19 protein-coding genes are annotated in these 18,311 nt (G+C 66.0%); 7 read left to right on the plus strand and 12 right to left on the minus strand.

Annotated features, from left to right (window positions below; translation table 11 throughout):
• Positions 1-233 precede the first annotated feature (233 nt).
• Positions 234-1,115, plus strand: coding sequence for an NAD-dependent protein deacetylase (locus AB0H61_RS10315; protein WP_357301503.1), 882 nt, complete (start codon positions 234-236; stop codon positions 1,113-1,115).
• A 40-nt stretch (positions 1,116-1,155) separates the two neighbouring features.
• On the opposite strand, the gene AB0H61_RS10320 is transcribed toward AB0H61_RS10315, so the two are convergent.
• Positions 1,156-1,512, minus strand: a complete 357-nt coding sequence (locus tag AB0H61_RS10320; RefSeq protein WP_357301506.1) for a hypothetical protein — start codon at positions 1,510-1,512, stop codon at positions 1,156-1,158.
• Between the two features lie 201 nt (positions 1,513-1,713).
• Here AB0H61_RS10320 and AB0H61_RS10325 point away from each other — a divergent pair, with 201 nt between their 5' ends.
• Genes AB0H61_RS10325 through AB0H61_RS10335 form a run of 3 tightly spaced genes read left to right on the plus strand, consistent with a single transcriptional unit; the run spans position 1,714 to position 4,365 of the window.
• Complete coding sequence (locus tag AB0H61_RS10325; RefSeq protein ID WP_357301509.1) at positions 1,714-2,037, plus strand: hypothetical protein; 324 nt, start codon at positions 1,714-1,716, stop codon at positions 2,035-2,037.
• Positions 2,034-3,353, plus strand: a complete 1,320-nt coding sequence (locus AB0H61_RS10330; protein WP_357301512.1) for a hypothetical protein — start codon at positions 2,034-2,036, stop codon at positions 3,351-3,353. Before AB0H61_RS10325 ends, AB0H61_RS10330 begins: the two co-directional genes overlap by 4 nt.
• Positions 3,340-4,365: a hypothetical protein gene (locus AB0H61_RS10335; protein ID WP_357301515.1), complete on the plus strand. Its 1,026-nt coding sequence runs from the start codon at positions 3,340-3,342 to the stop codon at positions 4,363-4,365. The genes AB0H61_RS10330 and AB0H61_RS10335 overlap by 14 nt, the downstream gene beginning before the upstream one ends.
• Positions 4,366-4,453: 88 nt before the next feature.
• Here the strand turns inward: AB0H61_RS10335 and AB0H61_RS10340 are convergent, their stop codons facing one another.
• The 5 genes from AB0H61_RS10340 to AB0H61_RS10360 all read right to left on the minus strand — a co-directional run bounded on the left by AB0H61_RS10340 (position 4,454) and on the right by AB0H61_RS10360 (position 8,741).
• Positions 4,454-5,365: an alpha/beta hydrolase gene (locus tag AB0H61_RS10340; protein ID WP_357301517.1), complete on the minus strand. Its 912-nt coding sequence runs from the start codon at positions 5,363-5,365 to the stop codon at positions 4,454-4,456.
• Between the two features lie 33 nt (positions 5,366-5,398).
• Entirely contained in the window at positions 5,399-6,010 is a 612-nt protein-coding gene (locus AB0H61_RS10345; protein WP_357301519.1) for a dihydrofolate reductase family protein, read from the minus strand.
• A 24-nt stretch (positions 6,011-6,034) separates the two neighbouring features.
• Positions 6,035-6,898 carry an alpha/beta hydrolase gene (locus AB0H61_RS10350; RefSeq protein ID WP_357301522.1) on the minus strand — a complete coding sequence of 288 codons (864 nt, stop codon included), beginning with the start codon at positions 6,896-6,898 and terminating at the stop codon, positions 6,035-6,037.
• Positions 6,899-7,055: 157 nt separating this feature from the next.
• On the minus strand, positions 7,056-8,249 hold the full coding sequence (locus AB0H61_RS10355; protein ID WP_357301524.1) for a cation:proton antiporter: 1,194 nt from the start codon (positions 8,247-8,249) through the stop codon (positions 7,056-7,058).
• Positions 8,250-8,258: 9 nt separating this feature from the next.
• On the minus strand, positions 8,259-8,741 hold the full coding sequence (locus tag AB0H61_RS10360) for a TrkA C-terminal domain-containing protein (RefSeq protein ID WP_357301527.1): 483 nt from the start codon (positions 8,739-8,741) through the stop codon (positions 8,259-8,261).
• A gap of 178 nt (positions 8,742-8,919) precedes the next feature.
• Between AB0H61_RS10360 and AB0H61_RS10365 the strand changes: the two genes are divergently transcribed.
• Both AB0H61_RS10365 and AB0H61_RS10370 read left to right on the plus strand, forming a co-directional pair.
• Entirely contained in the window at positions 8,920-9,798 is an 879-nt protein-coding gene (locus tag AB0H61_RS10365) for an ATP-binding cassette domain-containing protein (protein ID WP_357301530.1), read from the plus strand.
• Positions 9,795-11,021 carry an ABC transporter permease gene (locus tag AB0H61_RS10370; RefSeq protein ID WP_357301533.1) on the plus strand — a complete coding sequence of 409 codons (1,227 nt, stop codon included), beginning with the start codon at positions 9,795-9,797 and terminating at the stop codon, positions 11,019-11,021. Before AB0H61_RS10365 ends, AB0H61_RS10370 begins: the two co-directional genes overlap by 4 nt.
• A gap of 45 nt (positions 11,022-11,066) precedes the next feature.
• On the opposite strand, the gene AB0H61_RS10375 is transcribed toward AB0H61_RS10370, so the two are convergent.
• Positions 11,067-11,534 carry a DUF2269 family protein gene (locus tag AB0H61_RS10375; RefSeq protein WP_357302268.1) on the minus strand — a complete coding sequence of 156 codons (468 nt, stop codon included), beginning with the start codon at positions 11,532-11,534 and terminating at the stop codon, positions 11,067-11,069.
• A gap of 174 nt (positions 11,535-11,708) precedes the next feature.
• Between AB0H61_RS10375 and AB0H61_RS10380 the strand changes: the two genes are divergently transcribed.
• Positions 11,709-12,905: an AI-2E family transporter gene (locus tag AB0H61_RS10380; RefSeq protein WP_357301535.1), complete on the plus strand. Its 1,197-nt coding sequence runs from the start codon at positions 11,709-11,711 to the stop codon at positions 12,903-12,905.
• Positions 12,906-12,918: 13 nt separating this feature from the next.
• On the opposite strand, the gene AB0H61_RS10385 is transcribed toward AB0H61_RS10380, so the two are convergent.
• The 5 genes from AB0H61_RS10385 to AB0H61_RS10405 all read right to left on the minus strand — a co-directional run bounded on the left by AB0H61_RS10385 (position 12,919) and on the right by AB0H61_RS10405 (position 17,934).
• Positions 12,919-13,260 (minus strand): hypothetical protein, encoded by a 342-nt coding sequence (locus tag AB0H61_RS10385; protein ID WP_357301537.1) that lies wholly within the window; start codon positions 13,258-13,260, stop codon positions 12,919-12,921.
• A gap of 83 nt (positions 13,261-13,343) precedes the next feature.
• Positions 13,344-15,593: a TraM recognition domain-containing protein gene (locus AB0H61_RS10390; protein WP_357301539.1), complete on the minus strand. Its 2,250-nt coding sequence runs from the start codon at positions 15,591-15,593 to the stop codon at positions 13,344-13,346.
• Positions 15,577-15,918, minus strand: coding sequence for a hypothetical protein (locus tag AB0H61_RS10395; RefSeq protein ID WP_357302271.1), 342 nt, complete (start codon positions 15,916-15,918; stop codon positions 15,577-15,579). The genes AB0H61_RS10390 and AB0H61_RS10395 overlap by 17 nt, the downstream gene beginning before the upstream one ends.
• A gap of 114 nt (positions 15,919-16,032) precedes the next feature.
• Positions 16,033-17,196, minus strand: coding sequence for a DUF4913 domain-containing protein (locus AB0H61_RS10400; protein WP_357301542.1), 1,164 nt, complete (start codon positions 17,194-17,196; stop codon positions 16,033-16,035).
• Between the two features lie 165 nt (positions 17,197-17,361).
• Positions 17,362-17,934 carry a sigma-70 family RNA polymerase sigma factor gene (locus tag AB0H61_RS10405; protein WP_357301545.1) on the minus strand — a complete coding sequence of 191 codons (573 nt, stop codon included), beginning with the start codon at positions 17,932-17,934 and terminating at the stop codon, positions 17,362-17,364.
• Positions 17,935-18,311 lie beyond the last annotated feature (377 nt).

An 18,311-nucleotide genomic window follows, 5' to 3' on the forward strand; every position in this document is an offset into this window, starting at 1 on the left:
GCCGATCGGGCGCTTCGCATCGTTGAGCATTTGTTGCCGATATCCTGTCGCTGAAGTGCGAAGTGATCAATAGGTGAGTTTTACACTGATCATTCTGCTCAATATGAGCGCCCTGCGGTGCGCACGGGTTGTGCAGGGTGCGAGGTTACTGTGACGTCTACCACGTGAGGGTGCGATGTCGCGTGATCGCCCGGCCCCGTGTCGTCGGCCATGCCCGCCGTACCCTGAAACCCATGTCGGAGATCGCCGAAACGGACCAGCGGGATCCGGCTCTCGCGCGGCTGTTCGCGCTGGTCGACGGCCGCCGGGTAGCGGTGCTGACCGGCGCGGGCGTCTCCACCGACAGCGGAATCCCGGACTACCGCGGCCCCGCGTCGCCGCCGCGAAATCCGATGACCTATCAGCAGTTCGTCGGCGATTCCGTCTTCCGGCAGCGCTATTGGGCGCGCAACCACGTCGGCTGGCGGCATATGGATGCCGCGCGCCCGAACCCGGGGCATCGCGCACTCGCCCGGCTGGAGCGGCTGGGCATGGTCACCGGGCTGATCACCCAGAACGTCGACCTACTGCACACGAAGGCGGGCCACCGCCGGGTCCTGGATCTGCACGGTTCCTACGCCCGTGTGCGCTGCCTCGGCTGCGAGGCCCTGATCTCACGCATGTCGCTCGCCGAACGCCTCGAAGCGGCCAATCCGGGATTCGGCGCGCGCATCGCCGTCACCGGTGTCGAGGTCGCCCCCGACGCCGATGCGGTGGTCACCGACACCGCCGATTTCCGCATGGTCGACTGCGAGCGCTGCGGCGGCCTGCTCAAGCCGGATATCGTCTACTTCGGCGAGAACGTCCCCCGCGACCGCGTCGCCGCCGCCTTCACCCTCGTCGACGACGCCGACGTGCTGCTCGTCGCGGGTTCCTCGCTCACCGTCATGTCCGGCCTGCGATTTGCCCGACACGCCGCCAAACACGACAAGCCGGTGATCATCCTCAATCGTGGCCACACGCGTGCCGACGACTTGGCGAGCCTCACCCTCGACACGAGCTGCTCCACCGCCCTCACCACCCTCGCCGACCACGTCGAAGCGGCGACAGGGCGCACCGCGCCGGTGTCCCGGTAGGTGACTTCGGTGCCCGTCGCGCTATCGCAGGCCGATGAGCTCAGCCCGCCGTCCTCGCGCCCGAGAATCCGGTAGATCGTCCGCGCTCGCTGCGCATCTCGATGCCCGCCGCGGTCCGTCGCGCGATATGCCGGGCGACGCGTTCGGCATCGCGTCCGACACCGCCGATCAGGACCGAGGCGAAGGCGTACTGGAACGGCAGGCCGACGAAGTACAGGCCGGGGCTGGAAGCGACTACCCCGCGTTGCTGTTCCGGCCAACCGTCGTCGCCGGTGATCGGGATCTCGATCCACGCGGTGTCCTTATCGAATCCGGTGCACCAGACGACATTTCGTACTGCGCGATCGCCCTGGCGCGCTCGGCACCCGACATCGCGGTGTCCAGGTCGCCGCGCCACATGGCCTGGATCAAGCAGTTCGAGGCATCGGTGATTCGGCGCGATCCCAACGCGCCGGGACCACAACCTCGTAAAGGCCCCGGACCGGCGCGAACAGCGTGAGAGTCGGGGGATCGGGAGCGCGATGTCCGGGGGCGAAGTACTCTCGATGTGTCGAATCATGCCGCGACATCGAACTATTGGTTTCCGTGAGGGGGAACAGTGGACGCGCTGAAGCTCGACCCGGCGGCGGTGGCCGCCTACACCACGACCGCGGATACCGTGTCGCAACAGCTGGCCTCGGCCGCTGCGGTCGCGGCCGGCGCGGTGCACCCGGAGCGGTTGGCCGCGGACCTGGGACTGGTCGGCGCCCAGTTCGCGGCCCGGTTCAGCGCCGCCGTCGAGGAGCACTCGCAAGCGCTGTCGACCGCGGGACAGTTGGTCGCGGCCTACGGCCGAGTGCTGCGCGACTACAGCGCCGACGCGCAGGATGTCGATGCCGAGACCGCGGGCGGTCTCGGCAAGACCCGCGAGGAGCTGGCATGAGGCGATTACGCAGACGAGGCTCCAATGACGACAACGCCTCCTCCGCCAGAACTCTCGACCCCACCGTCGATCCGCCGATCGTGGCCGCACTGGTGGAGCCGATCCTGAAACTGCGCGCCTCGCTCGGCACCGGAGTAGGTACCCCGGATCAGGCCATCACCGGCGCCCTCGCGGCGGCATCCACCCGGGCCGCCGATACCGAGGGTCCGCACCGTGACGGCCTGTACGCGCTGGAATCGACCTGGAGCTCCAATGCCGCGGATCTCGCGGTGCCGTCGCTGCGCACCACGCAGACCGAGTTGGGCGAGATCTCCGACCGCGGACCGGCGTACCTCGAGGTGCTCGCCGACGCGCAGACCACCACTTCGCGTGGCGCCCAGAAGGTCGACCAGATCATTGCCGACTTCCGCAGGGATGCCCGGCGGATCCTCGGTGTCGCCACGGCTTCTCCCGATACCGACGCCGTCATCGAGCGTGGCGCCCAGGCGCTGCGGGATGCCATCAATACCGTGCAGTCCACCCGGTCGGAAATGGATGACCACACCCGGCGGCTGGACGCGATGGGACCGCTCACCGTCACCTCGCCCTCCGGCATCAACTCGAATCAGTACCAGAACCCGTATCAGAGCCAATACGTACCCGGCGCCACGGTTCCGGGGACCAACGGGCAGCAGCTCGATCCGGTGCAGGCGGCGCAGTTCCAGTTGCAGCAGCAATTGGTCTCGGCCGGAGTTCAACTGGGGACCGCGGCCATCAGCGCGGGCGTCGATATCGGCACCCACCTCATCGACAAAATCGTCGAAGTCGGCACGCACGCCATGGATACCGTCGCCGCGTCCGCGGATAAGGTGATCGACAAGGCGATTCCGGAGCTCATCCACCCCGGCAGCACCACCGGCGACAACAACGGCGGCTCCAACTCGAAGACCGGGACCGGGCAATTCGACTTCGGTGGCGGCGCAGGCAAGTCCTCGACCGGGCCCGGCGCCAATCGAGGTACGACGCCACCGTCGCAGGATGAGCAGTCGACGGCGGAGCGCTCCGATCCCAGACCGGTGCCCGCGCCCCAAGCGCCCTTCGCGCCGACTCCGCAATCCAATGGATCGGGCACCCCGAGACCGTCCGCGCCGGAGAACTCTCCGCAGCACGGACCGACCGGCGGTGTGGCCATGCCACCCCCCGCGGGTGGGAACGACCAGGAACACAAGCCCAAGGACGGCCAGCTCGGCGTGACCGTACCGGCCGCGTCGTTCGACGCCGATCCGGTGACTGTTCCGGCCGCCGTCATCGGCGATTTCGGCGATGACTTCGTCTGATTCCGGACGACCGAGCCCCGGATCGGACAACCCGTTCGATACCGGCCTGCCCATGCTGCGCCAGCCCGCGCGCAAGCAACCGAAGCGGCGGCGGTCGCAGGCGCGCCCTGCCACGGAGGCACCGGTGCCACCGGCGACCGGGCCGCTGCCGGCACCCCCGCCCCTTCCGGAACCGGTGCCGCTGCCGGACCCCGATCCGCTGCCGGGCCGAACCCAGCGATCGGGGGAGTGGGAGCAGTGGCTCGATCCGGCGCCGCGAACCACACCCGCCCCCGCGCAGGCGGCGGCGCCGCAGCTCCGGCTTCGAACCCGCTCCGAGGAGACCGACACCGCGGCGTACGACGGGCCGGAGGAGCGGGTTCCCTCGATCGTCGACCGCACCGGGGGCAATCCCGGTGTCGCGCTGCGTCATCCACGCCGTACACCGGAGGAGGCCGGAGGCGGTAACCGGGTGCTCGGCGCATTGATCGCGGTCGGCATCGTCGTCGCGCTCGTCGCGGTGGTGTTGATCGCCGTCAACGGCTCCGGCAAACAGAAGCGGACCGTCGTCGCCACCACACCGGCGCCCGCATCGTCGCGCACCGCGGCCGCCCGTACCACCTCGGCCCCCGGCGAGCCCGCGGTCATCGCAACCCCTGGATGCGAACAGCGCCGCACCCCGGAGATCGTCTCCGGCACCGACCCCGGCGGCACCACCGACGGACCCTCCGCCATCCTCGCCTTCGAACGCGCCTACTACGTTCAGCGCTCCGGGTACGCGGCCCGCGCGGTGGTCGCCGACAACTCCTCGGTTCCGGCGGCCGAACAGATCCAGCGTGGCATCAACCAGATCCCGCTCGGCACCCTCTATTGCGTGGAGATCACCCGGGCCGAGGGCGAGGACAGCCCGGCCCGCTGGAAAGTTCGTCTCACCCAACAGGTTCCAGGCCAGCAGCCGGCCACCTTCACCCAGCTCATCACCACCAGCACCAGCGCCAACCGCACCCTGATCACCGCCATCGCCCCCGGCTGACCGGAGCCGGTCGAGCGGCCGGTCATGATGGTCGGGTCGCCTGTCCCCGAGATATCGACGATCTGGAGGTGGCCGCTCCGAGGTAGAGCTATCGACTGGTCGGTGCGTCGAGAAACGGGGCGATGAGCGGGAGCAGCAGATCGGCTCGGTACATGAGGTCGTAATGCGTTGTACCGGGGATGATCTCGAGCCGGGAACCCGCGGCGAGTAGGCCCGCGAACTGAATGACGTGTTCGCGATAGAGGGCATCGGATTCGGCGGACACGAGCAGGGTCGGTGCCTTGATCGCCGCTATCTGCGACGTCCAGTCGTAGTCTGCACCGAGCAGGGTGCGTGTCTTATCGACCAGTGCGGGCCAGTCGCCCGGTTTCGGCGCGGTCTGCGCGTAGAGCGCGTGCATCGGACTGTCCAGCATGGCGCCGGGATTCATGGCCGCCATGCCCGCCCTGGTCTCGGGCAGCCAGCCGTCACTGCGGTAGGGGGCCGAAGCGACGACAAGTTTGTCGACCACGGTGGGAGTGCGTGCGGCGAGTTGCAGTGCGACACCGCCACCGAGCGAATACCCGAGTACATCGGCCTGTCCGAGGCCCAGATGGGTGATCAAGCTCGCGACATCGTCGGCCATCGTTTCATAGCGCAGTGGTCGGTCGATGTCGGCGGTATGCCCGTGTGCCTGAAGTTCGACGGAGACGACCTTCCTCGTCTTGGCGAGTTCGGGCAGCAATGCGCCGAAGGTAGCGTCGGCGGTGCTGAGCCCACCGTGCAGCAGGACCAAAGGAGCACCCGTGCCGTGGATTTCGTAATAGATCTGCATGCCGTTGATCGGGGCGTAGAAGCCTTTGCCGTCGGCGCTCGGCTTGTCGGAGTGGAAGTCCGCCGCGGCGGAGATCGTTGCCGAGCTCGCGGCGTCGGCAGTCTGGTCCGCGCCGCATCCGGTCACGAGCATCGCGGACAGTGCCAGTGCGGCACCGGCACTCAGTGTCTTGGTGATTGTCTTCATTGATCCACTTCCGGGTATTGGGGGTTCGTTGGCCTAGTGATCCGACTGGGGCAGATGGACTTTGGCATCGTCGTAGTCGGCGGAGCGCCGTGCACCGGGTCCGTAGATCAGGTGCACGACACCGGTGCCGAAGGTCGCGGAAGAGAGCAGTCGCAGCGGGACGGGGGCGCCCTCGGTGAACAACCGCGCGCCCGTCTGGAGCGCGATGGGGTGCACCAGCAGGTGAAGTTCGTCGATCAGGCCCGCCGCCAGCAGTTGCCGCACGACAGAGGGTGAACCGCTCATGGCAATATCGGTCGCGCCCGGCTGCTCCTTGAGCGCGGTGACCGATTCGAGCAGATCACCGCGCAACTGCTCGGAGTTGCGCCAAGAGAATGTCAAGTCCTGATGTGAGACAACGATTTTGCGGGCATCGCCGAGCGTCTTGGCCATGCCCGCGTCAGCGCCACCCGCCCGCTCGCGGTCCGGCCATGCGCCCGCGAAGCTGTCGTATGTCTTGCGGCCGAGCAGAAGAGTGTCGGCCGTGCCGAGCTGCTCGCCTACCGCGGCGCCCATTTCGTCGTTGAAGTACGGAAAGTGCCAGGTTTGTGGTTCCTCGACGACCCCGTCGAGCGAGATGAACAGACCTGCCGTGATCTTGCGCATCGAATTCTCCTTTACTGACCGGTGCTATGCGCGTTCGGTGGTGGACGGCGCCCAGTCGGCGTATTCCGCCGTTCCGGTGAGGAATTCGCCAGCGGCCGGGGCCATGATGGCGATATTCGGGTTGTGGCTCAGTTTCGCCAGCTCGCGGTGCCGGGCATTGGGCAGTGCGGCGGCAATGGCGCGGGCGCCGGTGCGCAGCAGCGCACCGCTCTTTTCGCCGGACATAACGAGAGTCGGCACGGTGACCCCGGCCCAGTCGGCGGCATCGAGCGCCGCACCGCGCATATAGGGACCCATGATGGCCCAGTCGTGCGCCGACGCACTGGATGTGGCCAGCAGGTCCTTCCACATCGGGGTGAACCGCATGATCGCGGCGAAGGCGCGCGGCATGCCCATGCCCTTGGTCATGTAGAACCGCACCACCTCGCTGCGCCGATCGGCGGCGATCAGCGCGTGCAATGTCACGTCCAGATCGGCTGGGGGAACGAAGTTCTCATGGTCGACGACGAACGGCGGTTCGAAGGCGACGACCCGGGTGATGCCGGGAATCCGGCCGGAGGCCGCCGCCAGCAGCGCAAGCCCCGCGCCCGCGGACCACCCGAAGAGTGCGGCCGAACCACCGACCGCGTCGACCAGTGCGGCGATATCGTCGATTTCGTTGTCGACGTTGTAGACGCCCGGCGAATCGCTGCTGTCGCCGCGGCCGCGCCGATCGTAATTGATGACGGTCAGGCGGTATTCGTTCGCGAGACGCTCGGCCAGTTCCACCATTTTCGGGAACTTCCGGAAGCTGAATGCGCCGCCGATCAGAATGACGGTCCCGGCATCGCCGCCGACGTAGCGATCGAATGCGATCTCGATTCCGGAAGGGGTGGTGATGGTCTCCATGATCCGGTGCCTTTCGTCCAAATTCCCCGCGCTGTATGCGTTCAGGGGTATGGACGAAGCGAAGCGCCGGGATTCATCGGCGCCACTGGGTCAATGGGTGTGACCCGGCGCACATTGTCGGCCGTGTGACGGTTCTGCGCGCCGGGTCGTCTCGCGACTAGTCGGGGACGGGTTCGGTCTGCGGCCGCTTGGGCCGGTCCATCATCAATCGGGTGATCGGTTCGACCACCCGTGCGGCGATCGGGCCGAGAATGGCCATGAGCAGCACATATGTCGTTGCCAATGCGGCGAATTCGCCCGGTAGCGCACCCGCGGTGACGGCGAGACCCGCGATGACGATGGAGAATTCGCCGCGGGCGACGAGCGCGGTACCCGCGCGGGCCCGGCCGAGTGTGCTTGCGCCCGCGCGCTGGGCCGCCCACCAGCCCGTGGCGATCTTGGTGACGGTGGTGACCACGGCGAGCAGGACCGCCCAGCCCAGTACCGGCGGGATGCTCGCGGGATCGGTACTGAGCCCGAAGAGTACGAAGAACATGGCCGCGAAAAGGTCGCGCAGTGGTTCGAGGATCTTGGTCGCATTGTGCGCGGTCGAGTCGGAGATCGCGATGCCGAGCAGGAACGCGCCGACCGCCGCAGAGACCTGGACCGCCGAGGCGAGCCCCGCCACCAGCAGGGCGGCGCCGAGCAGTTTGAGTAGGAAGATCTCCCGGTCGTCGCTGGCGACGACGGCCGAAACATATTTGCCGTAGCGCAGTGCGACCACCAGCACGACGGTCACCGCCACGAGTGCGATGCCAAGCGTGGTCAGTCCGGCGATCAGTCCGACACCGGCCAGCACCGCGGTCAGCACCGGCAGATATGCGGCCATCGCGAGATCTTCGAATACCAGGATCGAGAGGATGATCGGGGTTTCGCGGTTGCCGAGCCTGCCGAGGTCGTTGAGGACCTTCGCGACAATGCCCGAGGATGAGATATAGGTGACGCCTGCCAGTGCGATCGCCCCGGTGAATCCCAGGCCGAGCATCAGGGCGACGAGGACGCCGGGGGTGGCGTTCAGCACGAGATCGAGAAGCCCGGCGGGCCAGGATCTTCGCATTCCCGTGACCAATTCGGCCGCCGTGTACTCCAATCCGAGCAGTAGCAGAAGCAGCACTACGCCGATTTCGCTGGCCAGGTGGATGAACTCGTCGACCGCGTGCAGCTCGATCAGACCGCCCTTCCCGAATACCAGCCCGCCGAGCAGATAGAGCGGAATCGGTGAGAGGCCGATCCGTGCCGCGATACGTCCGAGCACCCCGAGACCGAAGAACACCGCCCCCAACTGGATCAGTGCCAGCGCGGTTCCATCCACGACCACAGATCAGCCGTTGGCTAGTAGCTCGGCCGCGGCGTCGAGCCCGGCGCTGGTACCCACAGCGATCAGCAGATCACCCGCGGTGAACCCGAATTCGGGTCCCGGGGAGGCGTGTACCTGCCCGGCGCGCATCACCGCGACGATGGATACTCTTGTCCGAGTGCGCATCTCGGTCTCGCCAAGGGTGCGTCCGTCGTAACGCGATCCCTGGTGAACCGGGAGCGTGCGGGTGTTCACCCCCTCGATATCGCGATGTTCCTCGCGCAGCTGCGCCACCAGTTGCGGTGCGCCGAGCAGATTGGCCAATACTCGAGCTTCATTGCCCGACAGGGGAATCTGTACCGTCGTATCGGGATCGCCTTCTTTGGTGAATATCAAATCCATGGTGCCGTCGCGGTGATCGACGACCCCGATACGGCGACGCGCACCCTCGAGTGGAAAGTCTTTGCGCACACCGATTCCCGGCAGCGGCGTTACTTCAACGTTCACCCCACACCCTAACCTTAACTATGCATTACCTTTACTTTACTCAATGCGAGGCGGGTTCGCGGGCCGGTCACCGCGGAGTGGCACCGGGCGGGACGTGCCGCCCGATCGCCGCGACAATTCCGGTACCCGGAATTCGCGGTCGGTAGGGTGGGGCCGACAGCTGAGACAGGGGAGTTCGATGTTGGAAGTCGCGAAGCTGATGCGCCGGTTCGGCGACAACGTGGCCGTGAACGATGTGTCGTTCCCCGTACCCCCGGGTGCCCTGACCGGATTTGTCGGCGGGAACGGCGCGGGCAAAACCACGACAATGCGCATGATCATGGGCGTACTGGCCATCCACGGTGGGCAGGTGCTGTGGCGGGACAGGCCGGTGACGGTGGCGGACCGGCGGTCGTTCGGGTACATGCCCGAGGAGCGCGGCCTCTACCCGAAGCAACCGGTGGTCGATCAACTCGTCTACCTGGCCCGCTTGCGTGGCCTCACCGCCGCCGACGCGCGGTCGCGGGCCACCGCATTGCTGGAGCGGTTCGACCTCGCCGATCGGAGCAAAGACAAACTCGAGTCGCTGTCACTGGGTAACCAGCAGCGGGTTCAGATCGCGGCGGCCGTGATCGCGCAGCCATCGGCACTCATTCTGGACGAGCCGTTCTCGGGATTGGATCCGGGCGCCGTCGACTCGATGGCCCAGCTGCTGCGCGAGTACGCCGACCGGGGCGTTCCGGTGCTGTTCTCCTCCCATCAGCTGGACCTGGTTGAGCGGTTGTGCGACAAGTTGGTGATTCTCGCGGCCGGTCGGGTGGTCGGCCAGGGGTCGGTTGCGGAACTGCGGGCCGGTGATCGGACGCGATACCGGCTGGTGCTCGGCGCGGACGCGAGTTGGCTCGCGGAGTACACCGGGGTGCGCGTGCTCGAGACGAACGGTTCGAGTGCGTTGCTGGAGTTGACCGGCGCGACGACCGATGAATTGCTCGCCGCGGCATTGTCGCGTGGTTCGGTGCACGAGTTGGCCGAGGTACACCAGTCGGTGGCGGATATCTACCGGGAGGTGACGGCGTGAGCGAGCGCGGCGACCGAGAAGTGGGCACGGATATGAGTACTCCGGACTCCGCGCCACGCGGTGTGTGGCGGATTGTCGCCGTGCGCGAGATTGCGGTGAAGCTACGCGACCGGAACTTCCTCGTATCCACGCTCATCACCATCGTCGCGATCGTCGCATCACTGGTCATCGGCGGGTTCGCGAACGGACGTACCGACAAGATCGACGTCGCTGTCGCGGGTGCGGGGGCTGACCAGGTGGTCGAGACCGCCAACGCGCTCGCCGACAGTGCCGACAAGAATGTCGTATTCACCGCACGGATGGCGGCCGATACGGCGGCGGTGGAACAACAGGTGCGCGGCGAAGCCGTCGACGTCGGCCTGGTACCCGTCGACGCCGGAGGGTGGCGACTGGTCGGCAAGGCCGCGGAGGACGACAATGCCGCCACCTACCTGACCGCCGCCGCCCAGCAACTCGCCGTGCAGCGTAATGCCGCCGCCGCGGGCATATCACTCGATCAGCTCGGCCGCGGCGGTGCGGTGACCTACGTTCTGCTCGACGAGTCCGTGGTCGATCCCGGGCTGGCGAGCATCGTGGCGTTCGTCTTCGCCTTCCTGTTCTATATGGCTTCGTTCCTGTTCGGCATGTCCATCGCGCAGAGCGTCATCGAGGAGAAGCAGAACCGCATCGTCGAAATTCTGGCCAGCGCGATCCCGTTGCGGCAGTTGCTGATCGGCAAGATCATCGGCAATACCGCGATGGCATTCGGTCAGCTCGCACTCTTCGTCGGCGCGGGCCTGATCGGACTGAACGCCACCGGCAAGGGCGATCAGGTTCGCCAGATCGGCGGTGCGGCAGGCTGGTTCATCATCTTCTTCGTCGTTGGCTTCCTCGCCTTGGCGGCCATGTGGGCCGTTGCCGGGTCGCTGGCGACACGCAGCGAAGATCTCCAGTCCACCGCGACACCACTATCGATTCTGATCATGGTCGTGCTGTTCGCCGGCATCTTCCTCACCGGCACCGGGCGGGTGATCGCGTCCTACGTGCCCGTCGTCTCCATCGTCGCCATGCCGAGCCGGCTGGCCGAGGGCAGCGCGAGCTGGTGGGAACCCGTCCTCTCCTTGCTCATCATGGCGGCCGCCGCCTACGGCATCGTCCTGATCGCCGAGAAGATCTACCGCCGCTCGCTGATGCAGACCCAGGGGAGGTTGACAATCAGACAGGCGCTCGCGGTGGAGGACTGAAGACGCGGGTGATCGCCGCTACCCCGTAGTCGGGCAGCGGGGGGATCAGGCGCCGGTTGTGGAGCCGGGGCGCACGATCATCAGGACGGTGACGGTTGCCCAGAGCAGGTTGAAGGCGCCGGTGTACATGGCGAGTCGGGCTCGGGAGCGGGGGTCGGTGGTGGGGGGTGTCGCGGTGAGGTCGGCGAGGATTCGTTCCTGGCGGGGGAGGACCGACAGCGCAAGTATTCCCGCGGCGACCGCGGTCAGGGCGATCGAGACGATCAGCCAGGTGTCGCCGAGGACGCCCAGGCTGTTGGCGGTGGCGAATCCGAAGACCGGGACGATCACCCCGATGAAGGCGTACACGCGGCTGATGCGGTGCAGGGTGCGCAGAATGGTGATCTGCTGGCCCGGTTCGGGTTCGGTCGCGGCGCGGCGGGCGACGGCCGGGAACATGCTGGCCGCCACGGTGATCGGTCCGATGGCGATGATCGCGGCCAGTACATGCACCGAGAGCAGGAATTTGGTCACCTGCTGACGGTAGGCAGCGGTGTTGATCATGAGAAGTGGCGTGATGGCCATATCTCAACGGATTCTCGCCAGTCGACACCGCCCCACACGCCTATCGGGCGGCATTCCGGCACACCGTCGCGCTGCCGTGCGTCGCAACCGCGAATTCGCTGGTCTGTGGGCCACACTGGGTTCGTGGCCGACCATCCGCAGGCCGACGAGGAACCCGCCGCCGGCTCGGTGACCGCGGCGGACGACCGGGCGCGCCGGATGCCGATCTGGCTGCCCCGGGCGATGGTTCTGGCGTTCGTCCTGCTCGGACTGTTCGAACTCGGCAACTGGGCCGTGCACCGGCTACTCGGATTGTTCGTCGTCGTGCTGGTCGCCTTTTTCGTCTCACTCGCGATGGAACCCGCCGTGGACAACTTGGCCGTGCGGGGCATGCCACGTGGTTTGGCCACGGGGCTGGTCTTCGTCGTGCTCTTCGCCTGTTTGGCGGCCTTCAGCACGGCACTCGGCACGCTGCTGGTGGAGACGGTCGGGAATGTCGTCAACGAAATGCCGCGGCTGTTGAACGAGTCGGTCGACTGGGTGAACCGGACGTTCAACCAGGAGTTCACGGTCACCCAATTGCGGGACCGCCTGCTACAGGATTCCGATGTCCTCACCGGCTACGCCGAACGGGCCGCGCATAATGCCTGGGGGCTGTCCAATACGATTCTGGGCGGGCTCTTCCGCTTTCTGCTGATCGCGCTGTTCAGTATCTACTTCACCGCCTACGGCCCCCGGATGCGCCGTTCGGTGTGCTCATTGCTGCCGCCGGAACGTCATGACGCGGTCTTGCACGCCTGGGATCTCGCGGTCGAGAAGACCGGTGGTTATCTCTACAGCCGTGCACTGCTCGCCGCGATCTCCGCCATCGCGCACGGGGTTTTCCTGGCGATACTCGATATCCCGGATGCTCTCGCGCTCGGCATCTGGTTCGGCGTGATCGCCTCGTTCGTTCCCACTGTCGGCACCTACCTAGCGGGTGTGCTGCCCATCCTGGTCGCGCTCACCGTCGACCCGATCGACGCGGTATGGATCCTGATTTTCGTCGTGCTGTACCAGTTGTTCCAGGACTACCTCTTGCAGCCGCGTATCACCGCCCGCACGGTCGACGTGAATCCGGCGGTCGCGCTGCTGGCGGTACTCGCGGGCGGGTCACTGCTCGGCGCGGTCGGCGCACTGCTCGCGATTCCGGCCACGGCCACCGTGCAGGCATTCCTCGGCCTGTACCTACGGCGCTACGAGGTACCCGACGATCAACGTATCGAGCGCACGGCGCGAAAGTCGCGGTCCATCGAGCAGAATCGGCACACCGACGAAAACGGGCCGACCTCGCGGCCCTGATGCCGTCGTCGGGTCAGTTGGTGGTGATCCCGGTGGAGATCTTGACCACGACCTTGTCGTTGGTGATTTCCTGCACCGTGACATTCATGCCGTCGGTGGGCTGGGTCTCGCCGACCGGCACGGCGACTTCCTGACCGCCCACCTTCAGCGTGACCGTATTACCGTTCACGGCAACGAGTTCTGCGTCCACACCGAGCACATTGACCTTGGCGTTCACGCCACGGTTGAAGGTGACCGTGCAACCGCCGACATTGCAGTCGGCCTTACTTCCCGGCCCCTCCACGGAGCAGGCGGCCACACCCAGCGGGGTGATCAGAGCCAGCATGGACAGGGCTATCAGCCGTCGAAAACGCACGGTGCCAGTGTAGAGCGAGTCGGTCGGCCATCGGCTTACCAGGACTGGCCAGGTGCGCTCAGATGCTTCTCCGGCGTGACGGCTCACGATGGCGGCGTCTCGTCGATATCCTCCGCCCAGGTCGAGGAGACGGCGAGCTGCCGCGCATAGGACTCGCGGACGCGATGTGCGTACTCACCTTCCCACCACGGCACGGTTCGCATCAACACCGGCTTGCCCCCGGAGGGAAACGCCACGACCCGTCCCCTCGGCAAGGACACGAAATCGGATACGGAGAACTGGACCGCGCGCTGCGAACTCGAAAGTGGTTGTTCCCCCGTGGATTCCGGCGTCACGTTATCGTTGACCATCGCCTCGAACCGCTCACGCAGGAATGCGATATCGTCCAGGCCGCCGCCGATCACCCGGATATCGGCGGCCGCCCACAGGGCCGCCATTCCGTCCGGACTCCAACACTGAACGCCTTGCGCCCACGATTGCAGCAATGTCATGACCACGATCCCGCTGGAGCCGAAACGGCGATAGAGCCGTGGCAGGTCGCGCCAGCGCACCATATGCGCGGCCTCGTCGAAGACCGCGAGCATGGGCGTCGGCAAGCGGCCGAGATCCGATCGAGCCGCCTGATTCGTCGCGGCGTCCAACACGGCCTCGGCCAGTGCGCTGACCAAGGGCGAAGCATTGCCGCGACCTTCGAGTGACAGCGCGTACAGCGTGCCACCCTCTTCGACGAATCGTGCTTCGTCCAACGGCGTGCGACTGCCGTCCTGTTCCACCCAGGGATAGATGCTCGACAGTTGCAGACACCGGGCCATGCGTTTGGCCGCCCCGAAGATGCGATTGCGGGTGCGGACGTCGGTGTTGTACTGGGCGCGCAGCCCGAGCGCGGCGGGCAGATTGCGGTTCGGCGCGGACGCCATCAGGATCTGCACCGGACTATCGTCGAATGTGTCGGACAGCCACTCCCAGACCGCGCGGATGGAACGACGCGCCACCGCCGCCGCGAGAATCAGTCCGACCAGCAGGTCCTCACCCTCGGGATCGAAGGACGCGTCGGACTTCTCGTCGCGGCCGTCGACGCTGTGGGCGAAGTGGGCGGCCAGTTTCGCCGCCCGAATCTCCGCACGCGCCAAATCCTCGCGTGACCCGCCGCGTACCCAGGCGATCGGATCCCAGCACCAGCTGGGTTGTTCGCCGGAGACATCCTGCGGATCGAAGACGAAAGTTGTTCCGGGGCGGCGTTCCTCGCGCACCTCGCGGGTGGCGATGACGACGTCGCGTCGACTGGATGCCACGAAGACCGGCCCCGGAGCGTCGAGGACCGCCGGGATCACCCGCGAGGTTGTCTTCCCTTGGCGCAGTCCCCAGATATCGAGGTGGGTCTGCTCATAGGAGCCGTACATTGTCATGCCGCCGGATACCGAAATGCCGATTCGCACGCCCGGTTCGTCGTCATCGGTCAGTCGCAGACCGAGTTCGCCGGCCTTCGTGCGAGCTGTCGCGTCGGTGAGCGGGGCGAGTTCACCGCTGGTGGCCAGTGAGTCGGCCTTGGCGTCGACGGGCAGCCAGCCGGTGGTCGCCCGGGTTCCGGCGTTGCGTGCGAAGACGAAATGCGTGGCACGGTCGAAGATTTGGCATCCCGGCTCGGGCTTGCCGTCGCGGACGAGAATATCCGCGGTTCTGTCGAAGATGTCGCCGATGGTGAGTCCCGGTGCCTGACTGGGAATTCCGCGTTCGACCACATCGATCATGCTCTTGGTGAAATAGGTCTGAGGCTGCGGGTGCTCACCCGCGAGTTGATACCACGCCGTCGAATACGGACCGCTGGCCATCATGAGATAGGTACCCGGCGGTGATTGCGGCAGTCCGGGCGTATCAGAGAGCCTGCCCGCCTGATCCACGGCCATACCCGCGAAACAGCAGTCCAGGATGGCGATCTTGACCGGCGCCGCGCTCATTCGAAACGCGTGTTTGACATGCTCGAAGGTCAGGCTGGTCGTTCGGCGACGTGTCGGCTTCGTACTCGTCTCGCCCAGTGCGAGGCAGAGTTGGTCGTCGGGATCGATCTGACCGTGGCCGACGAAGTAGAACAGTGCGACATCGGTTGCCTCCTCGAACTTCTCGACCAGGAGATCGGGAAGGTCCTGAGGCAGTCGGTGATTGGATGCCGTGAAGACCCGATCGCTCAGCCAAGCGCACAGCGGACCGGTCAGCAGCGACCGCATGCGCTCGAGGCTGTGCCGTGCCGCGGGGACCGGGGCGAGATCGTCGTAATCCCAGGTGCCGATCAGCACGGCCTGCGATCGCGAGAAATCCCCGTCAATCGCGTCCGGCATCCAGGGCCTGCTCGATCAGCTTCACCGCGTCGTCCGCATTGGCCGCGGTGACGACGACCTCACGTTCGCCGCGCCGGTCGACCTTGACCGTCACCGAGACATCCTTGCGTCGCGATTTGATGAATTCGGGCAAGGTCTTGACGGCCACGATGATCGCGCCACCACTGGGGGCCGCGATCTGCAGGATGTCCAGGAACCCCAGTTGTCCCGGCTCGGCGCGACCGGAAATCTGGACGACCTCGATACCCGGAATCGCGGACAACAGTGTGCGTAACGACCGCAATTCGGCGTCGTCCGAGATCGATATCTGTGCCGTCGCGACCATATCGCTCACCCCCGGTGATCAGAACGATGAACCGTCCACGACGCTACCGGAGGCCGTGAAATTCGACCACGGTTCCGCCGTCGTGTCGGCAGTAGGGCCACGACGCCCGTGCGATCAGATGTCGAAGTCGGCCACCGAAGGATCCGCGAACATGGCCCGCATGGGTGAGCTGAGGGGCAGCGGGCCGAGCATGTCCTGGTGACCCTTGCGGGCACTGCAGTACTTGAAGGGGCCGCGCTGGTCGATCAGCGTGTTCATATGCGGGTCGGCGTGGTCGAGGAACCACACGCTCAAACCCGTTCTGCCATCGAGTCGGTAGTGTTCCCAGGCGCGCCAGAGGGCGTCGAGTCGCCCGACAGCTTCGGCGTGTTTCCACCATTCGGGGCACCAGACGGTATCGCTGACATCGTTCACTTGGCGTCGGTACACCTGGCTCAAGTAGTTTTCGACGAAGGCGGCGACGTCGGTGTAGCGCGAGGTCTCCGCGCTCCCGGAAGTCGCTGTGCTGCCGGAAGTCTCCGCGCTGCCGGGAACGGTGTCGGCGGTATCCCGGGTGATGTCACGGAACAGCTCCGGAGGTGGCGGCCGCAACGGGAGAGGGCCGAGCAGATCTTGGTGTCCGTTCTGCGCATTGCAGTATCGGAACGGCCCGCGCTGGTCGATCAGTTTGTACATATGCGGGTCGGCGTGGTCCAGGAACCACACACTCAGGCCGGTGGAGGGTTCGAGCCGGTAATGTTCCCAGGCTCGCCACAGGGCGTCGAGACGTACGACGGCTTCGGCATGGCGCCACCATTCGGGGCACCAAGCGGTGTCGTTGAGGTCGAGGACCTGTCGGCGATAGACCAGGCTCAGGTAGTTCTCGACGAATTCCACCACACTCGCGTAGATGCTGACGCCCCGCTCGTCGACTCCCGACGGGTCGTGGAACACATCCATCGCCGGTGACTTCAACGGCAGTGGCTGGAGCATGTCCTGGTGTCCTCGGTGGACACTGCAGTACTTGAACGGACCCCGTTGGTCGATCAGGCTCCTGATGTGCGGGTCGGCGTGATCGAGGAACCACACGCTCAAACCGGTTCTGCCGTCGAGCCGGTAGTACTCCCAGGCGCGCCACAGCGCGTCGAGTCGCGCGACGGCTTCGGCGTGTTTCCACCATTCGGGGCACCAGACGGTATCGCTGAGATCGTTCACTTGGCGGCGGTAGACGAGGCTCAGGTAGTTCTCGACGAACTCCACGACGTTGGCGTAGACCAACGACCGCTGCTGCTCGCTCACAGCGGGGCCACCTCCCCGAATTCGCTTGTGTGCCGTAGCAATACACCCGACCCCGTGTGCGCCGACCTCGCGACGCGGCGTGCACTCGATACCGTCGTGCGCTCGCGCCCGATGGGATCCGAGCATACTCGCCCGCCGCCGATCACCGCGTCGAACGATGTGGTCTCAATTGTCGCAGAGGCGCCGCTCCAGCTGCTTGAGCCCGCAGCGGATGCGGCTCTTGACCGTTGGTAGCGGAATGCCGAGCAGGTCGGCGACTTCGCGGTAGGTGCGGTCGCCGTAGTAGGCGAGGGCGATCGACTCGCGCTCGAGTGCCGTCAGCTTGGCCAGATTGTCGCGGACGGACTGGTGGTCCAATTTCTGGTCGATCTGTTCGATGACGGTGTCGTGCCCCGGCTGGAAGTCCGAGGCACCGTAGGTGCTGTCCCGATCGGTACTGGCCTGTTCGGACCGCACCAAGTCGACGGCGCGCCGATGCGTGAGCATCATCAGCCAGGTCATCGGGGCGGAGCGAGTGTCGTCGTAGCGGTGTGCGCTGATCCACGCCTGTAGATAGACCTCCTGGCTGATCTCCTCGGCCATCGTGGGACTTCGGACGATTCGTACGGCGAGTCCGAATACTCGATGTCTGGTTGCTCGATAGAACTCGGTGAAGGCTTCCCGATCCCCGGCGGCGGTTGCGGTGAGCAATTCGCCGAGGCCGTATCGGGCTTCTGTTCGCTGCGTCGTGACTACCACTGCTGACTCCACATCCTGGTAAGGCTGAGAGATCGCTGATCCGTGCCCTTCGCCGGTGCGATGGGTGCGGCGCCCGGGGCTGCCTGTCATGGCAACGTCCGAGGCCGCGCTGTATTCGTCCCGAATCGACGCGAACGGGTAGTTCGCGCCTAGTGTTCGTCGATCACCCCGAGTGAGTACCCGCAATCGGCATCGCTCAAATGTTGCTGCGATCGAGGAAGTTGAACTGTATGAGTAATCGCAGCCGTCTCGTGAGGGTTACAGCCGGATTGGGGGCTTCGCAACTCAGCGAAGTCTGCATATTTGAACTTTTGGTACGAAAAGTGGCCGACAACGGACCGTTTGACTTTTGATTCTGTGAACCACAGGGCCACCGG

The organism is Nocardia sp. NPDC050710 (assembly GCF_040654375.1).
GTDB lineage: Bacteria > Actinomycetota > Actinomycetes > Mycobacteriales > Mycobacteriaceae > Nocardia.